Consider the following 22,155-nt stretch of genomic DNA (forward strand, 5'->3'; position numbering starts at 1 on the left):
TAGCCGTCCGCGTAGCGTCGGGCCCGCGTCGTCGAATGCGGCCCGAAGCAGGACCCGCGGCTAGCGCCGTCGGCTCACAAGCTGGCATGCATCGGTGCTTCGTGAGGGGCAAGGCGTTTGCATTATCCCAGCAACCGTTTGACCATCTCTAAACGTTGCTCAGAAACCGTGGTCCGCTTGGGTAACCGCTGTAGTCGTGTTTGTTCACGTTCGAGATACGCGATAAAGTCAGGCGTTCGGCGACGGATCAAAATCGGACCGAAATGTAACGCAATCTTCCGATCAAGTTCGCTGGTTGTGATCGAGGCGTAGATTTTGTCAGCGGAGGTGCCGCTGACCGACTTTCGAAAACGTTGGATCATATAGGGATGTTTGTCAAAGACGAAGTCTTCGTCGTCTAATTCAAAACCGGCTTCGATCGCCCATCGCCGAACCAAATCGGGATGATCATTCGGTGCCGTGATGACAACCCTTGGAACTCGATCTGGAAATTGACTCAGGATTTCGGCGATCAAACGGCCGCCCATTCCGCACAGGCTCACGCTATCGCCTTCGCCTTCGGTCAAGCCACCAAGTCCATCGGCTAGTCGCACGTCGGTATTCAAACCGGCGAGTGTACGGCAGGAGTTCTGATAGGGCGTCTCTGTTTTTTCGATTGCGATGCCGAGTTTGATCTGGCCGGATCGCAGCAACCATCGCAACAGATACCCATGGTCGGATCCGACATCCACGTGAATCGGACCGGGGACGAAACGGGACACCGCTGCTAACCGTCGATCAAGTTTGGTCACGACTGATTATCCGATTCAAAGCCCTTCCATCGCACGAAGCCCTCGATGGCTTGGTACTGGGCCAGACCGAGGCGATCGTAAATGTTGGCCGTTTGGGCGTTGCGTGCTTCGGCTCGTTGCCAGAATTCGCGGGCGTCGGATCCGGGGAAGAGGGCACGATCTTTTTGCGACTCGTGCTTGAAGATCGCATCTCGTTTCCGATCGACTTCCTGCGGGCTTAGCGGAACCGCCATCTCAATTTCATGGGGTGCCCATTCTTGCCAAGCACCGCGATACAACCAAATGACACAGGACTGGAACCAGTCGTCGTTGCGACATACCTCGCACGCGGCAAAGATGATGTCGATACAGACTCGGTGAGTTCCATGGGGGTCGCTTAAATCCCCGGCCGCGTAGATTTGATGTGGCTTGATCGATCGCAGCAGATCAACCGTGATCTGGATGTCTTCGGCGCCAAAAGGATTCTTTCGCACCTTTCCGGTTTCGTAAAATGGCAGGTCGAGGTGATGCAAGCGATCATCGTGAACACCGCAGACACGTGCCCCGGCGGCGGCTTCACCACGTCGGATCAAACCTTTCAGTTTTTGCACCTCGCCGATGTCGATGCTCCCCGCGGTTTTGTTTTGCAACGCATCAACCATCTTAGATGTCAGTTGCCGGCACGGTTCGGTCATGACATCGTACTGTTCGCAAAAGTCGACGACGAATTCGGCGAATCGGAGTGCGTCGTCATCGAAGACGGCCAGGTTACCTGACGTTTGGTAGGCGACGTGGACTTCGTGATTCTGATCGGCGAGACGCGTGAGTGTTCCTCCCATCGAGATCACATCGTCGTCAGGGTGCGGTGAAAACAGTACGACCCGCTTTGGAAATACGGTGTTGGGCTGATCAGGCTTTCCGGCTGGCCATCCGGTGATCGTGTTTTGCAAGTAGCGAAACACACTCAAATTGATCTCGTAGGCCGAACCATATTCGGCGAGTAGGCTTTGAAGCCCGTTGTTGTTGTAGTCCGCATCGGTCAGCATCAGGACAGGCTTTTCGACCGATTGCGAGAGTGCGATGACTGCACGGCGGACAAGGATGTCATCCCATTTGACTTCGTCGACCAGCCAGGGAGCACGGAACGCTTCGAGGTTCGCCGCCGCTGCGCTATCAAGAAAGAATTCGACGTCGTCGTGCTGCTGCAAAAATGTCGCCGGAACAGAGGGAGCGACCTCGCCTTCGACGGCACGGGCGACGATCGAGGCTTTGCCTTCACCGAAGGCGAGCAAGATAATCCGGCGCGCGTCCAGGATCGTTCCGACCCCCATTGTGATCGCTCGGCGTGGAACGTTCTCGACTCCGAAAAAGTTGCTTGCCGAATCGATCCGAGTGATCGCATCGAGCGTGATCGGGCGGGTGCGGGAATCGGTGCCTGAACCAGGTTCGTTGAACCCGATGTGTCCCGTGCGGCCGATCCCTAATAGCAGCATGTCGATGCCGCCCATTTCATCGATGCGATTCTCGAACTTCAAGCAGTAATCTGATAGTTGGTCTTGGCTGATCGTTCCATCGGGAACAAATATTCGATCGCGGGGGACATCGATATGATCGAGTAGATGTTCGTAGATAAACCTGACATGGCTTTGCAAACATTCCGGCGTCATCGGCAGGAACTCGTCCAATACGAAAACCGCCACGTTTTCAAAAGACAAGCCTTGCTCTTGATGCATCCGCACCAGTGCCGAGTAGACTTTGACCACGGTCGAGCCGGTCGCCAAGCCCAAGATGCAGGTGCGGCCTTCGGCGGCGCGACTGCGGACCAGCGTTGCGATTTCCTGAGCCGCGGCTTCGCTGGCATCGCGAGCTTCGGGAAAAACGCGGTAGGGAATCGATGTCGGCGAGTTGCCGGTTGGGAAACCGCGTTGCCGTTTAGAATCAAGTCTCATGTTGGTTTCTCAAGATGATGGCCGATAATCGTTGGTTTGCTTCGGCTTGCGATGATAAAAATGGATTCGGTGACGCTGATGACTGGCCAGCGTCAGTCACCGGACGAATGCCAACCGTGCCGCATTGGTAGGTGTCAGCGAGCCGCGCGTCGCCAATTACCAATGCCCAAGGCAGCGGCGGCGGCTCGCAAGGACCACGCTTTCACGGGCTAGCCGTGCGGTGGTCTCGCTATCGGAATGCGATTTGCGATGCATGTCGGGCAGCACCAAGCATGCCCGCGTCATTACCCAAACTGGCAAAATTGATTTCGATCGTCGTACCGATTTGTTGCAGGGAAAGCCGCGCGTTCTCCTCGCGAATCGATCGCAAGAAACCGCGCCCGGTCGACGTCGCGTGGCCGCCAAACGTTACCGCACCACCAAGTAAGACTACGTCTGGGTCGGCGATGTGCGCCAACATCGAAATGGCTCTGCCAAGATAAATTGCCGTTTGCCGCACGACTTGACTGGCGATCTTGTCCCCCGCCTCAGCGGCATCGGCGATTTTCTCTGACGTCAGGTCGTCGATCTCACGCATCAGCGACTCTTGCGAAGACTCGGCGAGCAGTTCTTGGGCGCTGCGTACGATACCGCCGGCGCCGGCGTAGGCTTCGAGGTGTCCGGGTTTTCCACATCCACATCGCCGTGCGTCAGAACCGTATTCGATCGTGACGTGTCCGATTTCTCCACCACAACCGTGTTCACCGTTGATCGGCCGACCGCCGACGATCACGCCGCCGCCGACTCCGGTGCCGAGCGTCAAAAACGTCAGGCTGTCTGCGGGGTGTTCGCCATAGCAAGCTTCGCCAAGTGCCGCCGCGTTAGCATCATTGATCACCGCGACAGGCTTGCCAAAGACCGATTGAAGTTCCCGGTAAAATCCGATCCCGTGCCAAGCACGCAGGTTGGCGGTTTCCATCAACGTCGCGGTCGCTTCGTCGATGACGCCAGCCATCGCTAGCCCGACCGCTTGCAGTTGCTCGAATTGGTACCCCGCACTGGTGAGTGCTTGCTCGGCAAAGCGGCGTGCCTGAATAAAGGCGTCACGCGGTTGATCGTATTCATTGGTCAGGATCGAGGTCCGCGCGATGATCTGTTCGCCTTGTAACAAACCGAGCTTGACGCTTGTCCCGCCAAGGTCGATGCCCATCACCACGGGCTCGGACTCCGTCGCTGGCATATCGATGATCGAACTGATTTGAGTGTTCACGACTTAGAAATACAGAAAAGGTGTTGTTCGCCTCGGATAAACAATTCATCGCCCGCCGGCGCCGGCGTCGCATCGATGCCTTCACCAAGCGTATTTTCCGAGACGATTTCAAAACGCTCTGAGTCCGCGATGACGACAATCGTTCCGCCGCGCCCGGTCAAATAGACATGACCACCGGCGGCGACCGGCGAGGCGTAGGTCGAACGAATGCTATTGATTCGCTCGGCGGCATAATGCGGCTTTCCCGTGTTCGCATCCAGGCAACTAAGAATGCCGCTCTTGCCCTTGTGGAAATACAATCGACCGTCGGACAACAGGGGGGAGGCAATATCCGGTGTGTCACGATCGACCGTCCAGACGACTTTATCGGTGCCTTCGATATCGCCACGACCGCCGGGTTTGAATGCGGCCATAAACGCGCCACGGAAACCACTGCCGATGTAAACGTAGCGATCGTCGGCGACTGGCGAAGCAACCGGGCGAACGGTTTGTCCGCCACATCGCCACAGCTCGGCTCCGGTTTCAAGATCATAGGAACGAGCCGCGTTCTGTCCATTCATGATCACCTGCCGGCTTCCGTCGTGTTCGATGATCAGCGGTGTCGCCCAACAGCTTGGTTCGTCGCGAGCGGTTCTCCAAATTGTTTTGCCGGTCCGCTTGTCGAGAGCGTACAACGCGGAAGCCCCTTCATGATCCCAGGGGACAATAATCTTTTCACCGGCTAACGTTGGCGAGCTGCCTTCGCCAAAACTGGACCGGGTTTCCATGCGACCGAAGTCTTCCCGTTTCCACACCAGTTCGCCCTTGAGCGTGTAGCAGTACAAGCCGCGCGACCCAAAATGGGCATAAACGTGTTCGCCGTCCGAGCAGGGCGACGCCGAAGCGAACCCATTGGTCGAATGAGTCTCCTGGTGCGGTGTCGCAACGACAGCGACTTTGTTCCACCGTGCTTGCCCCGAATTTCGGTCGAAACAATGGAGCTGAAAACTGAGTTCGGGAAGCGATCCTCCGCCGCGTCCGGTCGGCACTGCCGTGACAACGAACACCCGGTCATCGACTACAATCGGCGAACCCGAACCGCGTCCAGGGATTGCGACTTTCCATTTGACATTCTTATCGAGGGACCACGAAGTCGGTGGTGTCCCCTTCGACGCGACTCCGTTGCCGGTCGGACCACGCCAATGACGCCAGTCAGTCGCCGAAGCGGTCGACGAACCTAGCGAGGTGAAACCCAGGGCGGTACAGCTCAGTGCGACGAACACACAAAACGCGGCAGATAACGTTGAACGCATGGCAAAGGGTGAATCACGGTTTGAATGAAAGGGGAAACGTGCCGCAACGACACAGTCTAAAACGCCAACAAAATGCTCTGGAAGATGCGGCCTTACAGTTTATTCCAACACCGAACCCCCTGTAACAGTGCGTCCGAGAGTTAGTGTACGTTTGAGCCAAAACTTTGACACTTCGGTCGTGATCCGGGACGATGGGGGGCGAGTATCCGGGCTGGTTTCCGGAAATGCATTCCTCGGTGCGGACAACGACAATGCTGTTGGAACAGACGCAACTGATTCAAAAAATCCCGATCTGCGGCGGTTTGAAGATTGAAACGTTGCGTTTCATCTTGCAACAGTCCAGCGAGCTCGATCTCACCGCGGGCGAGTTTCTGTTCTACGAAGGTGACCCCGGGGACAGCCTGTTCGTGGTGCGATGCGGTTCGGTGGTCGTCGAGCGAGATTGGAAAGGCCAACCGATTGTTCTTGCCCGCGTCGGTCCGGGGGACTGTGTGGGGGAGATGTCGTTAATTGACTTTCAAAAACGCTTCGCATCCGTCCGTGCCGAAACAGACTGCTCGGTCGTGCGGATACCGTACATCGCTTTGACGAAGTTATGCAAAGTCGATGCCGAACAGTATGCGATGGTGATGATGAATCTCGGTCGCGAAGTCAGTCGTCGTTTGCGGATCGCCGGCGAACGGTTGTTTCGTTACCAACAAGAATTAGGGCATCACTGGTTTGATGATGAACTTCAATATGATGCTTGATACGGCCCAGGATGCTTGGGCGATGTTGGGACTGTTCCTGCTGACCGTCACCGGGACGCCGACGTTGCTCGGCGCTGAAACCAAGCATCAAAACTTCATCGTGGTCTTTTGCCTCAATAGCTAGTTAGAAAACGGGGCCCGACGCTAGCGCGTTCGCGCTTACGCTTCTTAGACGCGTTTGTTTGGCGCATTCCTACGCCGATGCGTCGGGTTAAAAAACGTTCGTCTTTGGCCGGGCATTTAACGAACCTTGCAGGGGCGTTACGATTCTTTACCGATGATCGATGCCTTCATTCAATCGAGCTGAGTTTTTATGAGCCTTGTGACCCACGGTGGTCCTTCTAGTCCCGCGTCTGATGCGATCAAGTATCTGCGTGATCTGATTGCGTTCCCAACGGTCAGTTCCTCTAGCAACGTTGCAATCACCGACCATGTCGCGACGGTCTTGCGGCAACTTGGATTTGCGGTAACCAAGTCGACTTACCGGGACCGCGCCGGCGTCGAGAAAGCCAACTTGGTCGCGATCCGCCGACCGACGGGGCAAGTCACCGACAATACTGTCTCGCCGGACGCCGGACCTGATCAGTCGCTCGCTGGAGGACTTGCCTATTTTTGCCATACCGATGTGGTTCCCGCTCAAAATTGGATCGGCCCAACGGATCTGTCCGGATCGGGGCGGCCTGACGCCGATCCGTTTCATGCTGTCGAATCGGAGGGGCGGATCTATGGCCGTGGTGCCTGCGACATGAAGGGGTCGCTGGCGGCAATGCTGGCCGCCGCGTGCCGTGTTTCGCACGAAAGTCAACGTCGGCCGATCTGGATCGTTTGTACCGCCGACGAAGAAGTCGGTTTCGATGGTGCGAAGTATCTCGCCGATCATTGCACCGCGTTTGCCGAACTGGTTCGTTACGATCCGGTGTCGATCATCGGTGAACCGACCGAGTTGCAGGTCGTCCACGCACACAAAGGAATCCGGGGAATCAAGTTACAAGCAACAGGCAAAGCGGGGCATAGCGCGACAGACTTCGGCAGGAACGCAAATGAATCGATGGTGCCCGTATTGCAGACTCTACTCGAGATCTGTCAGCGGACGCGACGTGAAACGACGTTGCTTGACGATCGGTTCGAACCACCGGTGCTTTCCTGGAACTTTGGCGTCAGCGATCATGCCCGCGCGATCAACATCACACCCGATCGTAGCGATGCCTGGGTTAGCTTTCGCCCGATGCCGAACATTGATGGGCAACAGCTGATCGACGAAGTGACCGAAGTGGCAACCCAGCACGGTGTAAGTGCCGAGGTCATTGACGGTTGTGCCCCAATGTGGACGTCACCCGAAACCGCTGCCGTGAAGATGATGGAAACACTCTCGGGCAGTCAGGCAAGAACGGTCAGCTATGCCACCGACGGTGGTGTCTGGAATCAGTTGAACCAGAGGATCGTGATCGGGCCGGGCAGCATCGCCCAAGCCCACACGGTCGACGAATGGATCACGATTGAACAACTTGAGCTGGGTGTCAGACTTTACGAGCGTTCACTGCAGCAGTGGGCCTGTTGAAGATAACCGTCGTTAGGCGGTCAGTTGTTCACGCGTGCGGTCGTTTTGGTTACACGTCGAGGCTGATTGCCGAGTCGATCACGAGGCTGGGGATGCCGCCGCGCACGGGATACAAATACTCACCGCTTTCGCTGACAAGTCCCCCCTGCAGGCCTTCCTCGACAAGCTGATCGGAGCGATCCCGCACCTCGCGACGAGAAATTTTTTCGTTTAACGCGGCCAGCACCTCAGGCTCGATTGGATGCAGGGTTTGCCCTGAAATCGGGCAGCGAATCCACTTCAGCAGCTTGTCATCAATCATCAATTTTGCAGACCCCACCAGGTATTGTTCGAGTTGGCTATCAGTTAATCCGATTTTGGGAAAGAAGCAAATCCTGTTCTTCTCATAAACAAAGGATTGACGCTGGGAAGGGATTCCGGCGGGGAGTGAATTTGAGCATGAACGTTAGTAAAGCGGAACTGTGGCGGCATTTGGCAGCAGGCTGTGTTGTCGCGGCCAGTGCGATCGTCGTGAGCCCGGTGGTCAACGGACAAGTCGTTGGCAGCCAAATGAAAACGGATCCAGAGACCGGCGACATCTATCGCGAAACAACGCGCCAGGTCGTCCGTCCCGTCGTTGACGAACGCATGGAGACACAGACGTACTACCGTCCAGAAACCGTTAAAGAAACCCGGCCGGAATATCGCACCAACTACACGCCGGTGACCCAAATTCGCTGGATGCCCTATTGGGAGGGGCGTTGGAATCCGTTCCGTCAGCCAACCGTTGCATATCGGCAAGTCCCCGTCACCCACTGGGAAGCTCGTAGCGAAGTCGTTGACCGAACGACCTATCGCACGCAATACGTTGCCGAACAACGCCAGGTTCCACATCGGATCACACGTTACGAAACCAACTACGAGAAAGACCTGCAGTTGGTCGCCCGTGGCAAAGACGTCCCCAAGATCAGCGCTTCGGTCGCCTCACGATTGGTCCCGATGAATAGCAGCAGCACCGTCGGCATTCCGGCATCGACCGTTAGCACTCCAACGGCAATGGTTGCTAGCAATACCGTTGGTCGTTCGACCAGTGCACCGCCGATGCGGAATTCGAACCAATCGGGGATGCGGACGCACAACCTGGCGCCGAGCGATCCGTATGCCGCCCCCGGTGCCGCGGTACCTTCGACGATCGCAACCGTTCCGGCGTTCACGCAGTATCGTTAGGAGCCGCGTCCAGATTTCGAAATGAGGCACTTCCCGTAATAGAAGCCGCGGAGGCTTTCGCTATCCAAAGATCAAGACAAGACGAAGCGCCAATACCTCGTTCTATTTGAAAAGAAGATTACGGGTTCGGCTCATCAGCCGACGCGCGTTAGTCCCGGTTAGGTGACAGTGACCGAGGCTGACGCAAACGTTATTCTGTCGAATGATCATCAGCTGCCGGAGTCACTTCGGCAGCTTTTTGTTTGCGCACCGCGATGAAGCTTTGGATAAACGCATAGAGCGCCCATGCGGTTGTCGCCAGCATCACGACAACACGTAGGATTGCCATCGTGTCGCCGCGACCGATTGCACCTTTCAGTGGCATGGCCAAGCCCAACAAGATCAACAAGGTGACCAGCACCGCGATGTGCGCGATCGCCTTGTTTTTGCTGCGAACGCCAGGGTTGCATAACAGCAAAATTCCGCCGAATACGACCGGGATCAACGCGGTTGCCGAAGGGGTTTCTGATCCGAAGTAACCCCACAAGCCCAACACCACCAAGACGATCGCGTTGAGCAGACTGATATTGCCAATGTTCATGGATGAAAGCCTAGAAGCTGAAAACGTTTGAATTATTCGGTCGATGTCTCAACATGACCGGGGATGACCAGCACCGGATGGGGGCTGCGGCGAATCCGATCATGGGCGAAACCTTGACCGTATCGATCGTCCACTTCCAGCGGCAAGACGATCAGCAAGCGGTCTTGGTTTTGCATCGGGTTGGGCGGTGAAATCTCACCCGCCAACGGGCGGAGATGATAACTTCGCGAGAGCGAGGTCGCGGTCTTTGCCATCGCTTGATGGATGGCGTGGTGGGCTTTGGTAAGCGCTTCGGTGAACGATTCGTTGTCCAGCGTCGTTTCTTCGGACAGGGCTTCGACGATCGAACGAATGTTTTCGAACTGTTCTTTTTCGATCACCAAATTCAGCCCGACGGTGCCACGTTCGGCCGACAAGCCGAACGCCCACGCGGCGGCTCGGGGGACGACATCGCATTCGCTGCCGACGACGACCGAGACTTGATTGACACATTCGCCAAGGGTTTGATCATTTCGGCGGATGACCAGCATTGGCACTGCACACCGAGAGAGCAGGACATCGATCACGGTGCCGGCGCTATCGGTGCCGACTTTTTCGAGGTCGCGTCCGAAGGGGCAGGGAAGAATGACCATGTCGACGTCATGTGACTTGAGTGCCGCCAAGACTTTGTCGTAAGGTTCTTCGCCTTCGGCCTTGATTGGCCGCGATCCGGTGACTCGATCGATCACCGCCGCGGTGATGTCATCTTCGCCGGAAATTCGCCCGTCGAGTACAAGTGTTTCGGTATTAAAACGCTCGCGCAGGTAAGCGACCGAATCGATCGCGGTGGCATCTTGCGGCGAACCGTCGAGAACGAGCAAAACGCGTGAGGGTTGAATCGGGGTGATCGCGGCGGCTTCCCCGACTTGCGATTTTTCGAACATCCGCATGGCCGCATCGACTTCGCGACCGAGGTCGTCTTGTTGCGATTCTGACATGAAAGCTGTCGGACTGGTGTTGGAACCGAGAGGAACAATGACAGCTCACAAATGTAACAGGCTTGCCGATCGACCGTTAGACGCCGCGACGAAACCGATGTCACGATCACTGCGTCAGTTTTCGTGATGCGTCGGCATAGTCCAGCACGGTGACTCGTACGGGCATCGGTAGCTTGGCAATTTCTTTGTCGGTGTGTGGATCGGCAGTCCCACCGATGACTCGCTGATACCAGTGTGCGGGTCGGTCATCCTGAGATTTCCGATCGGCCATCGGAATCAGCGTTTTGCGAATCCAGTCGGCAAGCGTGGCACCCCCGGAATTATCTCGTGACATCTCGGCAAGCTTATGATCCAGCTGCGCCAGACGCATCGCGATTTCGGCCGCCTTGGCGTCTTTCTCTTGGTGGACGGCGACGACGAACTGTTGCGTGTGGATGTCCAGCAGTTTTTCGTCACCGAAAAGTGGCTTATTGGTTCCTTTGGCGACGACCGTGACGTCGACCAATCCCCCTCGCCATCCGGTGGGAACGGCGAAAGAGACTTGAAAAATCTTTTCGCCCTCGAGCACTTGCTGGGCGGTCCAACGCAGCTTGAAGTACACGCCACGTCCCCGGTCGGTGGTGCCCGACGCGACGACGGCTTGCATCGGGGCATGCTTGGTGAACTGCGAAGCGTCGGAGTCTTTGTCGCTCGAATCGGCACCCAAGTGGCCTCCGCCGAATGGATGGTAACTGCCGTCGACGTTGACACCGATGTTGTCGGTGGTCTCGCGTTTTTGGGTAATCGAGATCGGTCCGGCGTAGTCGGTTTCCAACTCGGTTTTTGGCAAGAAGCCGACCACGGGGTGCTGATCTCGCGTCGCGCACTTGACCAGTAGATGATCGATCGGCGGCGTCGATCCGGAGCGGCGAGTGGTGTCAACGATCAGCGAAGAAAGTGGTAAAGCGACGGTGACTTCGCGGTGGCCGCTGGATGCACTGGTTTCGACCGCCGGGACAACCGCAGGCATATCAAATCGCACAATCGGTGTTTCTGCGAACACGCCCTGGTGAGAGAACACGCTTAGAAAAACAACCAGTGAAATGCCTTTCGCAAGTTGCACGTCCATCTCAGTTTTACTCCTGTCTTCGCTGAAAACGTTAACCGGAGTCGTTCCGTTGGTTGATCGCGATCAGTTCCCTTGATCGGTGTGGTTCCATAGGTTTGACGCCGTTGATATTCAGGTCCGTTTGGCGGCGTCGGCAATGTGATGATTAAAGCGATGGCATCACTTGGCAAGGGAGTGAACGGTTCATGCGATGGGGCAGTTGATCGCGCGGTGCTTGGCAGAGTACCCAAACGATGACCTGTGAAACACGGCCGCCGCACGTTACCGTGCCTATCATCACGCCGAACGGGGCAGTGGCCGAGAAGCAATTTCGATTACCCGCAGGCTAGCACTCCATCGAGACCAAATGTTCGGGTTCGGCTTATCAGCCATTGGGCGTTAGCCCCGGTTCATCAGCCGACGGGTGTTAGCACCGGTGATTGCACCGAAACCGTGGCGAACGCCATGCGGCAAATCCTCATTTCAGAGGTGACGAAGCACTAGTTTTTGCGGCTGACGCGTTCGATTTCCGAGCATCCGAATCCAGGAAGGAGCGACAACACGCTAGAGCGGCAGTGAGTGATTGACACGACACATCGGCAAGCGAGTGCCGAACCGTGAAACATTCCTCCAGATCGGTGCTCAGCTATGCATCCGAGCTAGTGGACTTCCCTTGGCAATGATGGCAGTCTCTTGAGTGGACAGTTGGTCCAGACGATCCATCACCGTCTTGCGCGAGGCGAACTGTTCGGCGAGCTTGACGTAGGTCGTGTGATGGCGTGCTTCGGATTCGAACAAACCTTCATAGAAGGTCGCGAGTTCTTCGTCGCGGTCGCGAATGTGTTCGGCGAGCAGGCGGAAACGCTCGCAGCTTCGCGCTTCGATCAGCGAAGCGATTAGTAATCGATCGACCGCGCGGTGGGGTTCTTGGGGCCGAGTCAACGAGTTGAGTTCGCGACCATAGTGTCCACTTTGCAATCGTTGGAAGACAATCGAGCGTTTCTCTAGCAGGTCGAGAACCATAAAGTAATGCTCCAGTTCCTCCTCCACGATCCTCGCCATCTCTTCACAGAGTTTGCGATTTTCGGTGTAAGAATTCATCAAGCTCATTGCGGTCGAGGCGGCTTTTCGTTCGCAATGGGCGTGGTCGATTAAAACTTCGTCCAAGTTCTCGTCGACTTGTGCCAACCAACGCGTGGTCGATTCGGATTGGAGATGCAGCATGACAGAGTTCCTATTCGACGAATGCGATTACTCACACCCTGTCGCTTTCGGGCAGAGGAGGGACAACCGACAGTCGCCGGCGGGCGTGACGACCGGTCGATGGGAGTGCGAAGGATCAATCCGCAAATAAAGCTTTGGCAAAACTATCGGCATCGAATTTTGCAATGTCTTCGATGCCTTCGCCGAGGCCGACAAATTTCACCGGCAGCGAGAACTGGCGGCGAATTGGCAGGATCACACCACCGCGTGCCGAGCCGTCGAGCTTCGCAAGTACAATACCGGTGCATCCGGCTGCCTCGCTAAACCCTTTGGCTTGGCTAAGCGCGTTTTGCCCGGCAGTCGCATCGAGTACCAGCAGCACTTCGTCGGGTTCACGGCCGAGTTTCTTTTCGACTACGCGGCGAATCTTTTCCAGTTCCTGCATCAGATTGGACTGGGTTTGCAGGCGGCCGGCGGTATCGATGATCGCCACATCGGCTCCGGACTGCAGGGCTTTATCGACCGTCTGAAACGCGACGCTGGCCGGATCGGCACCTTGTTTTCCGGTCACGATGTCGCAGCCGATGCGTTCCGACCAGATGGTTAGTTGTTGAACGGCGGCGGCGCGAAAGGTATCGCCGGCGCCGAGTACGACCTTCTTGCCGCTGGTGGTCAAGAAATGAGCGACCTTACCGATCGACGTTGTTTTGCCGCTTCCGTTGACACCGACGACCAAGACGACACTGGGGGGATCACCAAGATTCAGTGGCGCCTCGTCCTGGCGGAGCATCGTCCGCGTTTGCTCGGTAATCGACTCGATCACGTCATTGAGTTGGACTTTGCGGCCGCGGTATTGTTTCGCGACTTCGTCCCGCAGTTCCTCAGCCGGTCCGGCACCCATGTCGGTGCGGATCAATTTCGCGAATAGTTCTCCCAGGAACTCGTCGTCGACCAAGCGGCCCTCGTCCTTGAACAGGTCACGAATGTCGGTGTTCAGGGTGCGACGGGTTTTCTCCAAACCACTGCGGAAGCGACCGAAGAGGCCGCCTGTGTCGGCGGCCTCAGGCGAATCGTCGGAGGGGGCCGAATTCGAATCGCCAGGTGTATTGGGGGGCGAGGAGTCGTCGGATTTCTTTTTTGAACGCCAAAAAGCCATAGGAGGTGTCTGTACTCGAACTGTCGGGGGGCTGGCTGATGCGAGCTAAAGTTTGCCGGATATCCCGGCGCCGCGATACCGGTCACTCGCCCGCCGTCTAATTTCGGTCAGCATGAAGGCGGTGTAAATGCCACCGCGGCCAAAGTCACTGCGATCGAAAAAGTTTATCTGATAAGGCGGGTCGTCGCAGTCCGAGCACACCGACCGACGAATCTCGCGGGCTTCACAATTCATCTGTTTTGACCCCAAAACAATCCTCCCGCTTCCCGATAACGCTGGTGACGACAGAGGCGACGCGTCAGAAGGTCAAGTCGCAGCTCCAGCAAGGAATTCTTTTGGGCAACCACGAAAACGCAGATTCGCATTCGCTGAATTCGCGCTTTGTGGGCGGACGAAAGGACAAGCGATTGTTCGGAGAGGTGCTGGCCCGACCAATTGAGGGTCGCAACGGCCCGCGTACCTTGGTCGCGGGCGTTACTCGTTGTTGCCCTGCCCTTTTATCACACCCAGAAAATGGAATTCGGGAGAATTTAAAGCGATGAAGCTTAGCAAAATTGCCATGCTGGCTGCGATTGCCTGCGCGTCTTACACGAGCAGCATGAACGCCAGCGCTAACGACTCGATTGAATTGGTTTCTCACTGTGCAGCAGCTTGCGATTGTGGCGAGCCGGTTTGCGGATGTGAAGCTGTCGATAGCTACTGCGATCCTTGTGGAGACGCTTGTGACAGTGGATGCGATTCGCTCTTCGGCTGCGGCAGCGGATCGCTCCTGTCAGGCCTTGGTAGCGATTGCTGCCTAGGCGAGCAGTGGTCACTTTTCGGTGAGCACTGCGGCTGGACCGCAGGTGGTTGGATCCAAATGGGATATCACAACAACGCTTTGCCGTTGTTCAACAGCCGTCCCGATGAGTTTCAACTGCACCAAGCATGGTTGTACGCTGAAAAAGCAATCGACACCTCGTGCGGATTCGACATCGGTGGACGGATTGATTACGTCTACGGTACCGATTCGCAAGACACCCAGGCGTTCGGCATCGATAACGATCACTGGGACAATGGCTGGGACAACGGCAACGACTACGGTCACGCCCTGCCCCAGGTCTACATGGAAGCTGGCTACGGCGATTTGTCCGTCAAAGTCGGTCACTTTTACACCATCATCGGATGGGAAGTCGTGACCGCCCCGGACAACTTCTTCTACAGCCACGCTTACACGATGTACAACAGCGAGCCGTTCACCCACACCGGTGCTCTGGCGACGTACAACGTTAGCGACAACGTGACCGCTTACGGTGGATACGTGTTCGGTTGGGACAGCGGTTTCGAAGACAACGGCGACGCTTTCCTAGGCGGACTGTCGGTTGGATTGAGCGACGACTTGACCCTGACCTACGCGACCGTTGGTGGACGCTTTGCCGACAACAGCGCTGCGAACGAACGTGGCTACATGCACTCGATCGTTGCCGACTTGGCACTGACCGATAACCTGCAATACATCTTCCAAAGCGATGTACTTGACACGGAAAACAACGCCGGTGCTCTGGTTCGTGAAACCTTCGGCATCAACCAGTACCTGATCTACACCGTCAGCGACTGCGTTGCATTCGGCGGACGCTTCGAATGGTACAACCAAGAAGGCGTGTTCCTCAACGACAACGGAACCCCAGGCAACGATGCCGACGATTTCGCTCAAGAGTCAGACATTTACGCTCTGACCCTTGGCATGAACTATCGTCCGCACGCCAATGTCATCGTCCGTCCAGAAATCCGCTGGGATTGGGACGACGACTTGTTGGCCGGACTGGATGAAGGTGACGACCAAACCACCTTCGGTTTCGACACGATCTTCATGTTCTAGTCGATCCTCCGATCAGCTTGATCATCTCCGGCGACCGCCTTTCGAACTCCGAAAGGCGGTCGTTTTTTTTGCGCCGATCGCGTCGTCGCTCAGCGAGGAAATCACTTTCGCACGTGCAAACGCGACGTGACCGGTACGGATTAACACCCAGTGTTAAAACGGGAAAGATTGGCGAAATGCGAAAACCAAAAAGACCAGAATTTTCGGCGCCATCCTCCCGATACATCCCGTGGAAGATGATCAAGCGGCTCTCGATCGACGTCCCGGATTGGCGGATGACGTGGTCGTCGGTGTGCCGCGAACGCACTCCGATTGTACCCGATCGAGAAACAAGATCCCGAAACGAAAGGACTCGTTCCGGAGCGGACTCAAAGGAAGACCCATGAAACGAAAACTGTTATTCACCACACTTGCGATGTTGTGCTTTGGCTCAACCGCTATGGCCGGTGGCCCCGCTGCCGGAAACCTGCACGCCCACTACCAAGCCGCGCCGGGCGCGAGCGGGCAGGTCGCACAAGTCGGTTTCAACGAAGTGAACTGCGGATGTGAAACCCCTTGCGATTGTGATTCGTCCAGCTGCGACGCTGGCGCGATGGATTGTGGCTGTTCGGAACCGGCGTGTGGTTGCGAAGTCATCGGCGACGCTTGCGATATGGGATGCGACAGTGGCTGCGATAGCGGCTGCGGCGGCGCGATCCTTGACGGCTCACTTGCCTGCAAGCTTGGCGAATGCGACTTGGGCGATCCCTTCAGCCTGTTTGGCGAAGCATGCGGATTCTCGGCAGGTGGCTGGGTCCAAATGGGCTACCACAACAACGCTTTGCCGTTGTTCAATAGCCGTCCCGATGAGTTTCAACTGCACCAAGCGTGGCTGTGGGCTGAAAAAGCAATTGACACCTCGTGCGGATTCGACATCGGTGGACGGATTGATTACGTCTACGGTACCGATTCGCAGGACACCCAGGCGTTCGGCATCGACAACGATCACTGGGACAATGACTGGGACAACGGCAACGACTACGGTCACGCCCTGCCCCAGTTGTACTTGGAAGCTGGCTACGGCGATTTGTCCGTCAAAGTCGGTCACTTTTACACCATCATCGGATGGGAAGTCGTGACCGCCCCGGACAACTTCTTCTACAGCCACGCTTACACGATGTACAACAGCGAGCCGTTCACCCACACCGGTGCTCTGGCGACGTACAACGTTAGCGACAACGTGACCGCTTACGGTGGATACGTGTTCGGTTGGGACAGCGGTTTCGAAGACAACGGCGACGCTTTCCTAGGCGGATTGTCGGTTGGATTGAGCGACGACCTGACCGTCACCTACGCGACCGTTGGTGGACGCTTTGCTGACGATCGGATCACGACCGAGCAAGGCTACATGCACTCGATCGTTGCTGACGTAACACTGACCGATAACTTGCAATACATTTTCCAAAGCGACTTGCTTGACACGGAAAACAACGCCGGTGCTCTGGTTCGTGAAACCTTCGGCATCAACCAGTACCTGATCTACACCGTCAGCGACTGCGTTGCGTTCGGTGGCCGCTTCGAATGGTACAACCAAGAAGGCGTGTTCCTCAACGATAACGGAACCCCAGGCAACGATGCCGACGATTTCGCTCAAGAGTCAGACATTTACGCTCTGACCCTTGGCATGAACTACAAGCCACACGCCAATGTCATCGTCCGTCCAGAAATCCGCTGGGATTGGGACGACGACTTGTTGGCCGGACTGGATGAAGGTGACGACCAAACCACCTTCGGTATCGACACGATCTTCATGTTCTAGTCGATCAACCGACAAACGATTCCCGCAACGAAACGCATCGATCTGCAAAGGTCGATGCGTTTTTGTTTGATGTTTGCCTACCAAACTAGACTCCTGATTAGCAGCCACGAATTCGGTGCAATAACCGGAGCTAACGCTCGTCGGCTGATAGGGGATCTTGATTAGCCGCATGGCGTTCGCCACGGTTTCTTAATCTTTTCTTAAAAAACGTGGCCCCCTGCGCGGTCCGATCTCGCTTTTCAGTTTATCCGGGCCGTTGCGGCTTGGCGCTTTGAACTGATTCTATCGCTCTCGATCGCAGCATGTTCGTGCTCACGAAGAGGGCCGCGCTCCCCGTTTGCACTGACAATGGAATTTCTTGAAGTCCCGCTCTACGACGATGACATCTTTAAGTTGCTCGTCCGGCTTGCGATCGATCTATTTTTTCTCTCCCTGATCACCGTATTCGCAATCTATCCCGGCCAGCGCGAACGCGACTTCGCGTTTACGGCGGTGATGTTGAATCTGATCGTGTTCTTCATCTGCTTCACGATGAAGAAGCTGGAACTCGATCTTGGGCTTGCTTTGGGCTTGTTCGCCGTCTTCGGAGTATTGCGTTATCGCACCGATGCGATTCGTCCCAAGGAGATGACCTACCTGTTCATCGTCATCGGCATTGGCGTCATCAATTCGCTCTCGAACAAGAAAACCAGCTACGCCGAAATCATGCTGGTCAACAGCCTGATCTTTGCCGGAATGATGCTGAAAGAATGGATCGTGGGCCGCGATCGTAACGGCGCCAGTGAATCTCAGAACGGGCAAGTCATCGCAAAGAACGGCTCGAACAAACCCAAAAATGAGGCCGCCGGAAATGGGCAATCTGGCAAGGCATTCAAAGCCAGCAAGCTGACCATCGAATACGACCGCATCGAATGGCTGGGTGATTCTCATCGTGGCAATCTGATGGCTGACCTTCGTGAACGAACGGGATTGGACATCACCAAACTGGAAATCAAAACTGTCGACTTGGTGCTCAACAAAGCCACACTCACGATTTGGACGACGGTTCCGGGCAATGGAAGCCCGACACCGAGCTAGCACAGAAAATTCGATGACGGGACTCGCACCGATGATCGATCCGAAAGCCGTGACTCGTCGGTCACCGGGATCGCTGCCGGCGCTGCGGCACCTTCGTTTTCTTGTCCACCGAGTCACATATTTCGCAATCAACTTTTCTCATCCAATCCTCGGAGACCCAATCAGATGAGTTATCGACATCGATCAACGCTGTTAGGCGGTGTCGCCTTAGGCGCGTTAATATTCAATAGCTGTTTTGCACAGCCACCCCGAGATAATGGTTCGCCGCGTTTCGATGAAATCAGCCGGCGCGGGGAAAATGCGGAACAGCCACGAGGCCCACGAGGATTCGGTCCTCCCGGGTTTGGTCCTGGCGGACCGCAAGACGATCTTAAACTGGTCAAGGAATTCGATCAGGACGACAATGGCTGGTTGAATCGCGACGAACGGGCGAAGGCTCGAGTGAAAGCGACCGCAGAAGGCGGCGAGCGACGTCGAGGGCCAGGTGGCGGTCCCGGCGGCAGAGGTCATGGACAGCGAGAACCTGCGAAACCGGGGCGAGCGATCTCGCCGAGTGATGTGACAAGCTATGACGACGCCGAGCTGTATGATCCATCAATGGTGAGAACCCTGTTCTTCGAATTCGAAAACGAAGACTGGGAAAGCGAACTGGAAGACTTCCACGGGACCGATGTCGATGTTCCCGCGATGCTTACAGTCGATGGAAAGATATACCCGAACGTGGGTATGCGATTCCGAGGAATGTCGTCGTATGGAATGGTGCCAACGGGATACAAGCGATCGTTCAACGTGTCGCTTGATCTGGCCGATGAAGACCAGCGTTTGTATGGCTACAAAACCCTGAACCTGCTGAACAGTTCCGGCGATCCGTCGTTCATGAGCACGGTTCTCTACTCGCACATCGCCAGCAAATACATCCCCGTCCCTAAGGCAAACCATGTTCATGTCGTGATCAACGGTGAAAGTTGGGGAGTGTATGTGAACGTACAGCAGTTCAACAAAGATTTCTTGGGAGAACACTTTGATTCGACCAAGGGGACCCGCTGGAAGGTTAGCGGCAGCCCCGGCGGTGACGGAGGTCTACGGTACCTTGGCGATGAACTTGAACCCTACAAAGAACGGTTCGAGATGAAGTCGAATGACGGTAAGAAGGCGTGGAAGAAGCTCGTTCAACTTTGCAAAACGTTGAACGAAACACCTCTCGATCAACTCGAACGTGAACTCGATCCACTCCTGGACATCGACGGGACACTACGTTTCCTCGCGCTCGACGTCGCGTTGGTCAACAGTGATGGCTACTGGACAAGGGCGAGCGACTATAGTTTGTTTCTCGATCAAGAAGGACGCTTTCACATCATCCCCCACGACATGAATGAAGCGTTCAGTCGCGGTCATGGCGGCGGCCGGGGACCGGGCCGCGGCGGTCCACCACCCGGATTTGATGGACCGCCACCTGGATTTGATGGACCGCCACCTCCTCGTTTCGGCGGGAACGACCGCGAGGGCAGACGTCGTCCGGGTGAATTCGGCGGACCCGGACGTGGGCCTGCAGGCAGAGGCCCCGCAGGCAGAGGCCCCGGGGGCCCGGGCCACGGGGGCGTCGACCTGGACCCTTTGGTCTCCGCCGAAAACCCACGGATGCCATTGCACAGTCGCCTGTTGGCTGTACCGAAGTTTCGGGCAAAGTACCTCGGCTACATTCGCGAGATCGCAGAGGATTCACTGGACTGGCAGCAGCTCGAGCCCTTTGTTCGCCGTCAAGCGGAACTGATCTCGGATGAAGTGGCCGCCGACACACGAAAGCTCGATCGTTTGGAAGCGTTCAACCAAGCGAACTCGTTGGAGGCTTCCGCTGACGCAGAAAACTCGTTGCGTTCGTTCTTTGAGAAACGTCGAGCGTTCTTGCTCAAACAATAGTCGTTGCCAAAGACGACACGATTGCAGCGAAAAAGAAAACGCCGATGGCGGGGGCCATCGGCGTTTCGAAAATCGGAAGTGGGGACCGTGATCGATCCGTGATGGTTTGACCTGATCGGGTCAAGCACTCTTGGTGGTGGGCATTTGGAAGAGCTTATGTTTTCCCGAAACCACATCTTCGTCGATCGTGTACACCTTGCCCGATTCTTGGTCGGGCAATTCGTACATGATGTCCAACATCACTTCCTCCAGAATGCCCCGCAAACCTCGGGCACCGACGCCTTTGTTGAGGGCGCGTCGGGCAATCTGGTGTAACGCTCCGTCGGTGAAATGGAGTTCACAATTTTCCATTTCGAAGAGCGCCTCGAATTGCTTCGTCAAAGCATTCTTGGGCTCGCGGAGCACTCGAACCAATCCTTCTTCGTCCAGTTCTTGCAAGTAGCTGATGACCGGCAAGCGTCCGACGAGTTCGGGAATCAACCCAAACTGCATCACATCTTCGACTTGGATTTCGGCGACCAGCTCGGCCGCGGTCTGTTCGTTAACCTTGCCGGCCCCTTCACCGAAGCCAAGCGTTTTATGGCCCAGTCGTTGACGGATGATGTCTTCGATCCCGACAAAAGTCCCGCCGACGATGAACAGAATATTGCTGGTGTCGAGCTGGATGTACTGCTGCTCTGGATGTTTCCGTCCGCCTTGCGGTGGGACGTTGGCGACGGTGCCTTCGAGCATCTTGAGCAGGCTTTGCTGGACGCCTTCGCCGGACACGTCACGGGTAATCGAAACGTTGCCACCGGTCTTGCCGATCTTGTCGACCTCGTCGATGTAAAGGATGCCGCGTTGGGCGGCTTCGACATCGAAGTCGGCAGCATGAAGCAATTTCAGCAACAGGTTCTCGACGTCTTCACCGACATAGCCGGCTTCGGTCAAGGTCGTCGCGTCGCCGATCGCGAAGGGAACATCCAGCATGCGAGCGAGCGAACGGGCGAGCAACGTTTTACCGCTACCGGTCGGTCCGCAGAGCAAGATGTTACTCTTTTCGATCTCGACATCACTGTTGCCTTCCCAGTCGCTGGTCAGGCGTTTGTAGTGATTGTGAACGGCGACGGCGAGGACACGTTTGGCGGCCCCTTGGCCGATCACGTATTCATCGAGGTGTTCAACGATCTTCCGCGGTGACGGGATGTCTTTGAACAGTTTCTTGCTCGGACCACGCCGCCGTTCTTCTTGTTCAAGAATGGACTGGCAGAGGTCGATACATTCGGCACAGATGTAAACATCGCCGGGGCCTTCGACCAGTGGGCCGACGTCACGGTAGCTCTTTCGACAAAACGAACAGTAAGCGTTCTTTTTGTTCGACGAGCTGCCGCGAGTACTATTGTTGTTATCCTTGACGGGCATAAACGACTCCTGTTGCGTTCGCGCAGCCCCGCCTGATCTGACTGCGTAGGGAGATGCCGAGCATTTGCCAGATGCCCAGCGCTACGCGCTCCGTCAAATCATTCGAGGCAATCCACGGAACTGCTTTCGAACGGTTCGGCCCAATGTCCAAGCAACCTCGATGTCGTCCAAAAAATCAGCCAAGGCTGATGGGAGGAGACAACAATGAGTCATCCGTAACGGATGCTTGAACCCTGGTTGTAAACGAGTTGGTAAGGGTTTCCGAAGCCGATTGCCCAGTTGAAATTGGGAGGGCCAACTGCGGAAAAGGGGCGCGTCCTAGCGATGG

19 protein-coding genes are annotated in these 22,155 nt (G+C 56.1%); 8 read left to right on the top strand and 11 right to left on the bottom strand.

Annotation, left to right across the window (positions count from 1 at the left end):
- Positions 1-122 precede the first annotated feature (122 nt).
- The 4 genes from FYC48_RS04690 to FYC48_RS04705 form a co-directional block, all read right to left on the bottom strand.
- Positions 123-791 carry a tRNA (adenine(22)-N(1))-methyltransferase gene (locus FYC48_RS04690; protein WP_149495450.1) on the bottom strand — a complete coding sequence of 223 codons (669 nt, stop codon included), beginning with the start codon at positions 789-791 and terminating at the stop codon, positions 123-125.
- The gene (locus FYC48_RS04695) at positions 788-2,719 is read right to left on the bottom strand and encodes a glucosamine-6-phosphate deaminase (RefSeq protein ID WP_149495451.1); all 1,932 of its coding nucleotides are present in this window, start codon (positions 2,717-2,719) and stop codon (positions 788-790) included. Before FYC48_RS04695 ends, FYC48_RS04690 begins: the two co-directional genes overlap by 4 nt.
- Before the next feature lie 229 nt (positions 2,720-2,948).
- Complete coding sequence (locus tag FYC48_RS04700; RefSeq protein WP_160149316.1) at positions 2,949-3,968, bottom strand: ROK family protein; 1,020 nt, start codon at positions 3,966-3,968, stop codon at positions 2,949-2,951.
- Entirely contained in the window at positions 3,965-5,260 is a 1,296-nt protein-coding gene (locus FYC48_RS04705; protein WP_149495453.1) for an outer membrane protein assembly factor BamB family protein, read from the bottom strand. The genes FYC48_RS04700 and FYC48_RS04705 overlap by 4 nt, the downstream gene beginning before the upstream one ends.
- A 251-nt stretch (positions 5,261-5,511) precedes the next feature.
- Between FYC48_RS04705 and FYC48_RS04710 the strand changes: the two genes are divergently transcribed.
- From FYC48_RS04710 to FYC48_RS04715, 3 genes are all read left to right on the top strand, one after another.
- Entirely contained in the window at positions 5,512-6,009 is a 498-nt protein-coding gene (locus FYC48_RS04710) for a Crp/Fnr family transcriptional regulator (RefSeq protein ID WP_149495846.1), read from the top strand.
- Positions 5,984-6,133, top strand: a complete 150-nt coding sequence (locus tag FYC48_RS27600) for a hypothetical protein (protein WP_160149317.1) — start codon at positions 5,984-5,986, stop codon at positions 6,131-6,133. The genes FYC48_RS04710 and FYC48_RS27600 overlap by 26 nt, the downstream gene beginning before the upstream one ends.
- 189 nt (positions 6,134-6,322) lie before the next feature.
- Positions 6,323-7,567: a M20 family metallopeptidase gene (locus FYC48_RS04715; RefSeq protein WP_149495454.1), complete on the top strand. Its 1,245-nt coding sequence runs from the start codon at positions 6,323-6,325 to the stop codon at positions 7,565-7,567.
- Positions 7,568-7,616: 49 nt separating this feature from the next.
- Here FYC48_RS04715 and FYC48_RS04720 read toward each other — a convergent pair whose 3' ends face one another.
- Positions 7,617-7,868: a Trm112 family protein gene (locus tag FYC48_RS04720; protein ID WP_149495455.1), complete on the bottom strand. Its 252-nt coding sequence runs from the start codon at positions 7,866-7,868 to the stop codon at positions 7,617-7,619.
- Positions 7,869-8,005: 137 nt separating this feature from the next.
- Here FYC48_RS04720 and FYC48_RS04725 point away from each other — a divergent pair, with 137 nt between their 5' ends.
- Positions 8,006-8,773 carry a hypothetical protein gene (locus tag FYC48_RS04725; protein ID WP_149495456.1) on the top strand — a complete coding sequence of 256 codons (768 nt, stop codon included), beginning with the start codon at positions 8,006-8,008 and terminating at the stop codon, positions 8,771-8,773.
- 190 nt (positions 8,774-8,963) lie between these two features.
- Here the strand turns inward: FYC48_RS04725 and FYC48_RS04730 are convergent, their stop codons facing one another.
- The 5 genes from FYC48_RS04730 to ftsY all read right to left on the bottom strand — a co-directional run bounded on the left by FYC48_RS04730 (position 8,964) and on the right by ftsY (position 13,776).
- Positions 8,964-9,353, bottom strand: coding sequence for a hypothetical protein (locus FYC48_RS04730; RefSeq protein ID WP_149495457.1), 390 nt, complete (start codon positions 9,351-9,353; stop codon positions 8,964-8,966).
- Between the two features lie 32 nt (positions 9,354-9,385).
- Positions 9,386-10,330 (bottom strand): universal stress protein, encoded by a 945-nt coding sequence (locus tag FYC48_RS04735; RefSeq protein ID WP_149495458.1) that lies wholly within the window; start codon positions 10,328-10,330, stop codon positions 9,386-9,388.
- 106 nt (positions 10,331-10,436) lie between these two features.
- Positions 10,437-11,438: a hypothetical protein gene (locus tag FYC48_RS04740; RefSeq protein ID WP_149495459.1), complete on the bottom strand. Its 1,002-nt coding sequence runs from the start codon at positions 11,436-11,438 to the stop codon at positions 10,437-10,439.
- 621 nt (positions 11,439-12,059) lie between these two features.
- Entirely contained in the window at positions 12,060-12,641 is a 582-nt protein-coding gene (gene miaE / locus FYC48_RS04745) for a tRNA-(ms[2]io[6]A)-hydroxylase (RefSeq protein ID WP_149495460.1), read from the bottom strand.
- 115 nt (positions 12,642-12,756) lie between these two features.
- Positions 12,757-13,776, bottom strand: a complete 1,020-nt coding sequence (ftsY, locus tag FYC48_RS04750) for a signal recognition particle-docking protein FtsY (RefSeq protein WP_149495461.1) — start codon at positions 13,774-13,776, stop codon at positions 12,757-12,759.
- Positions 13,777-14,374: 598 nt separating this feature from the next.
- Between ftsY and FYC48_RS04755 the strand changes: the two genes are divergently transcribed.
- From FYC48_RS04755 to FYC48_RS04770, 4 genes are all read left to right on the top strand, one after another.
- Entirely contained in the window at positions 14,375-15,634 is a 1,260-nt protein-coding gene (locus FYC48_RS04755) for a porin (RefSeq protein WP_408014871.1), read from the top strand.
- Between the two features lie 439 nt (positions 15,635-16,073).
- A complete protein-coding gene (locus FYC48_RS04760) occupies positions 16,074-17,432 on the top strand; it encodes a porin (protein WP_408014872.1) in 1,359 nt (452 codons plus the stop codon).
- A 348-nt stretch (positions 17,433-17,780) separates the two neighbouring features.
- A complete protein-coding gene (locus FYC48_RS04765; protein WP_149495462.1) occupies positions 17,781-18,509 on the top strand; it encodes a DUF4956 domain-containing protein in 729 nt (242 codons plus the stop codon).
- Between the two features lie 165 nt (positions 18,510-18,674).
- Positions 18,675-20,426, top strand: a complete 1,752-nt coding sequence (locus FYC48_RS04770; protein ID WP_149495463.1) for a CotH kinase family protein — start codon at positions 18,675-18,677, stop codon at positions 20,424-20,426.
- A 120-nt stretch (positions 20,427-20,546) separates the two neighbouring features.
- Here the strand turns inward: FYC48_RS04770 and clpX are convergent, their stop codons facing one another.
- Positions 20,547-21,827 (bottom strand): ATP-dependent Clp protease ATP-binding subunit ClpX, encoded by a 1,281-nt coding sequence (clpX, locus tag FYC48_RS04775; RefSeq protein ID WP_149495464.1) that lies wholly within the window; start codon positions 21,825-21,827, stop codon positions 20,547-20,549.
- Positions 21,828-22,155 lie beyond the last annotated feature (328 nt).

The organism is Roseiconus lacunae, from assembly GCF_008312935.1.
Taxonomy (GTDB): Bacteria; Planctomycetota; Planctomycetia; order Pirellulales; family Pirellulaceae; genus Stieleria; species Stieleria lacunae.

Bases quoted from the DNA above. Each gene is read 5' to 3' on its own strand.
- FYC48_RS04695 (WP_149495451.1), bottom strand. From the start codon at position 2,719: ATGAGACTTGATTCTAAACGGCAACGCGGTTTCCCAACCGGCAACTCG.
- FYC48_RS04705 (WP_149495453.1), bottom strand. From the start codon at position 5,260: ATGCGTTCAACGTTATCTGCCGCGTTTTGTGTGTTCGTCGCACTGAGC.
- FYC48_RS04710 (WP_149495846.1), top strand. From the start codon at position 5,512: ATGCTGTTGGAACAGACGCAACTGATTCAAAAAATCCCGATCTGCGGC.
- FYC48_RS27600 (WP_160149317.1), top strand. From the start codon at position 5,984: ATGATGAACTTCAATATGATGCTTGATACGGCCCAGGATGCTTGGGCG.
- FYC48_RS04715 (WP_149495454.1), top strand. From the start codon at position 6,323: ATGAGCCTTGTGACCCACGGTGGTCCTTCTAGTCCCGCGTCTGATGCG.
- FYC48_RS04720 (WP_149495455.1), bottom strand. From the start codon at position 7,868: ATGATTGATGACAAGCTGCTGAAGTGGATTCGCTGCCCGATTTCAGGG.
- FYC48_RS04725 (WP_149495456.1), top strand. From the start codon at position 8,006: ATGAACGTTAGTAAAGCGGAACTGTGGCGGCATTTGGCAGCAGGCTGT.
- FYC48_RS04730 (WP_149495457.1), bottom strand. From the start codon at position 9,353: ATGAACATTGGCAATATCAGTCTGCTCAACGCGATCGTCTTGGTGGTG.
- FYC48_RS04735 (WP_149495458.1), bottom strand. From the start codon at position 10,330: ATGTCAGAATCGCAACAAGACGACCTCGGTCGCGAAGTCGATGCGGCC.
- FYC48_RS04740 (WP_149495459.1), bottom strand. From the start codon at position 11,438: ATGGACGTGCAACTTGCGAAAGGCATTTCACTGGTTGTTTTTCTAAGC.
- miaE (WP_149495460.1), bottom strand. From the start codon at position 12,641: ATGCTGCATCTCCAATCCGAATCGACCACGCGTTGGTTGGCACAAGTC.
- ftsY (WP_149495461.1), bottom strand. From the start codon at position 13,776: ATGGCTTTTTGGCGTTCAAAAAAGAAATCCGACGACTCCTCGCCCCCC.
- FYC48_RS04755 (WP_408014871.1), top strand. From the start codon at position 14,375: ATGAACGCCAGCGCTAACGACTCGATTGAATTGGTTTCTCACTGTGCA.
- FYC48_RS04760 (WP_408014872.1), top strand. From the start codon at position 16,074: ATGGCCGGTGGCCCCGCTGCCGGAAACCTGCACGCCCACTACCAAGCC.
- FYC48_RS04765 (WP_149495462.1), top strand. From the start codon at position 17,781: ATGGAATTTCTTGAAGTCCCGCTCTACGACGATGACATCTTTAAGTTG.
- FYC48_RS04770 (WP_149495463.1), top strand. From the start codon at position 18,675: ATGAGTTATCGACATCGATCAACGCTGTTAGGCGGTGTCGCCTTAGGC.
- clpX (WP_149495464.1), bottom strand. From the start codon at position 21,827: ATGCCCGTCAAGGATAACAACAATAGTACTCGCGGCAGCTCGTCGAAC.